Genomic DNA, 3,053 nt, shown 5'->3' with positions numbered 1-3,053 from the left:
TCATCGATATTCTTGGCATATTGCAAAATTTCGCGGGTAAGAATAGAAATTGGTGTCTTTGCTATGAGTGGAATTTTAGATTTTCCAGCATTTATAGTAATGGTTAAACCTTCATTATTCATACCTGAACAAGCGCCAATCATTCCTGCCCAAGTTACCATCATAAAAGGATAACCTTGTTTCGGGTTTACAAAAGCTACGATTTTATCTTTGGCAAAATCATCGCCCGCATAAAAATCGAAATTTCTTCCTAAAATTAAACTTCCGTCTTCAGATTTATCACCCCAAGCGGCAAAAGATGAGCAACCCACAAGGGCTAAATCCTGTAATGCGTGACCAATATCATGAGCACCATGCAAATATAAACTTCGCAAATAGGGCGGCGCAATGTTATCGAAATCATGCGATGAATACTGAGAAATTCCATAAATTTCGGTTTTGTATTCTTCAGGAACATTCAAATATAGTTTTCGGTTGTACCATTTTAGGAAATTTCGAAGTAATTTTTGTTTGAATTCTGAAGGAACTATATCTTTTATTTTTGAAAAAAAAACAGTTTCTTGTTTCTTTAACAAGCTGTCCGACAAACTCCCAAAGGCTAATCCTCTTTCGAGCGCATCACCTTCAACATAAAGCTCCCAGAGGTTTTGTTTGTTTTTGAATAAGGAATTATTTCCTGCTAAAAAAAATGTGTTAGACTTTTTGTTTACAACTGGAATTGCATTGTTATAACCTACTAATTCTGGTTTATGATGTAATGATTTTGATGTTCCACAAGAGAAAACCATCAAAAGAAATAGTGATAAAATTGAATATTGAAAAAGTCTTTTCATATTTTATCTATTCTTCTGTAAATTGATTGATTTTGTCAACCAAATATTCTTTGCCTACAATTTCAGAACAAGTTACAACAGCACCAATTGTCACTCCAAGAACACCGTGCATATTAATACTTTGACCTGTAAGATATAAGTTATTTAGTTTGGTTTTTGAAGCTATGAATGTTTTCATTGGATTGTTTGAATCTTTCTCATAACCATACATATTTCCTTTGTAACCGCCTATATAATCACGGTAAGAAAGTGGTGTCGATGTGTGAACAGATTTAATACAATCCTTAATTCCGGGAAATTTAAGTTCTATTTCTTCTAAGAATTTTTCTGCTTTTCTGGCTTTAAATTCGTCGTAAGTTTCCCCACGATCTTCTTTCTCTGCAGTTGTATTATAAGTGTGCTCCCACGCTTTTAGCTCATCGAATTTCATGTACGTAAGAAAAGTCATTCCATCTGCCCAAATGTCCTCTTTCCCTGCGTTCATAGATGCCATAAACGCTTTTGGCCAAGATTGCTCATCGTATTCGTGTGCTGTCCAGACTTCTTCGCTATTTTTGAAATGGTAATAATTATGATTTCTATATTTGAACGATTCCGGCTTAAAAACGATATACAAACTAAAGGGCGAAAAAACACCTTCTAAACTTTCGATTCGTTTGATATATGATTTTCTAAATTTATCTTCTCCAACCATTTTTAAGGTTGCTTTTGGATCTACATTAGATATAAAAATATTTCCAGAAACTGATGTTCCGTCTTTCATCACAGCTCGTTTGACATCGTTTTCTTCCGATTCAAATTTTACAACTTCTTTGTACTTATAAACCTCACCTCCGTGTTTTTTAAGTTGTTTTATCAGCTGTTTTGTAATTTGACTTCCGCCATTTATGCAGCGATAAGAGCTCTGAATATAAGAGTTCACAGACAAGGCGTGAACATAAAAAGGTGATTTGTCGGCAATTCCTGCATATAAAAAATTAGTTCCGCCAAGAACGGCTCGCAATTCTTTATTTTCGGTTACACCATCTATAAATTGCTTGGCATTTACAGCTAAAATTTCGCTGTCGTATTCTCCTTCGTGTTTCAAATTATACAAAGGAAACGAATCGCAAGTTGTGACAACTTCTTTGCAATATTTTTCGATATTATCTTTTTCTTCAGGGAAGTATTTTACTAATTGATTGGTGAAATTTTCATATCCTTGAGCATGAGGAAATTCTTTATTTGTGTCTTCAAAGGAAATAATATCGAAACCGTCTTCATCCATTTTTTTGAGTTTCAAATCATCCATAATGCCTAAATATTTAAAATATTTATACAAATTCTGACCTTCACTTAATCCTCCAATATAATGAATTCCGGTATCGAAAATAGTTTTATCTCTTACAAAGGTTTGCAAATTTCCACCAAACTGATTGTTTTTTTCCAGCACGCAAACACTATAACCTTCTTTGGCTAATATAATGGCAGAAACTAAGCCTCCTAAACCACTTCCTATAATTACTATGTCGTAATGCTCTTTCATTAAGATTTTTTCTTTAAAACAATCAATTGGTCGTCTTGAAATTGGATTTCAAAACCAAAACCAATGAATGAATTTAGTGATTTAATATTGTTAATTAATAAAACGTTATTAGTAATATCAACTATTTTTTGAATATTGAAATCATTACTAAAATCTGAAATTAAAATAACATCATAGTTATTACCTATTTCATCTTCTGATGTCAAGTAATTTATATCTCGCTTATTTGTCCAAAGGTTTTGTTTAGCAACATCTCTATTTAACTCATTCACAAGATAACTATCAATTTTTCTTTGGGCTTCTTGCAAGGTTAACAACACATCGAGTTGACCAAAGTCATTAGCTAAATGTAGGATTTTCGCCTTTTTATCAATATGTTTATTTAAGTTGAAATAGCAACGTAAATTATCTCTCAAATCTGCTTTAACGGCATTTACAATTTCAGTTTCTTTATAAGCAAAACTGAGTAAAATCATTTTTTTGAAATAATTTTTATCTTCAATTTCATAGCGCAATTTTTGAAATTCTTGTTTAAAAAAAGCACCTATTTTTTTTGTTCTTTCTGTATAATCATTTCCAAAAACATAGTTTTTTGGCGTAATTCTTTCTAAAATTTTGATGGTAATAGAACCGTCATAAATAATAAAATCATTTTTAGGAAGCGTTTCAGAATTTCCATGAATAAGAATTGGAAT

2 protein-coding genes and 1 pseudogene are annotated in these 3,053 nt (G+C 31.8%); all 3 read right to left on the bottom strand.

The genetic code is table 11. From position 1 onward, the window contains the following. The coding region (locus tag ACHZC3_RS10090) for a C45 family autoproteolytic acyltransferase/hydolase (RefSeq protein WP_394759739.1) at window positions 1-833 on the bottom strand (833 nt) is incomplete at its 3' end. A 7-nt stretch (window positions 834-840) separates the two neighbouring features. Next, window positions 841-2,358, bottom strand: coding sequence for a phytoene desaturase family protein (locus ACHZC3_RS10085; RefSeq protein ID WP_394759738.1), 1,518 nt, complete (start codon window positions 2,356-2,358; stop codon window positions 841-843). Then, a pseudogene (locus tag ACHZC3_RS10080) lies at window positions 2,358-3,053 on the bottom strand (glycerol acyltransferase); the annotation flags it as partial. The gene ACHZC3_RS10085 and the pseudogene ACHZC3_RS10080, both read right to left, overlap by 1 nt.

This window comes from Flavobacterium sp., assembly GCF_043720215.1.
GTDB lineage: Bacteria > Bacteroidota > Bacteroidia > Flavobacteriales > Flavobacteriaceae > Flavobacterium.
This window is presented reverse-complemented; position numbering and strand designations above follow the sequence as displayed.

Coding starts and splice junctions, on each gene's coding strand:
- ACHZC3_RS10085 (WP_394759738.1), bottom strand. CDS start 2,358: ATGAAAGAGCATTACGACATAGTAATTATAGGAAGTGGTTTAGGAGGC.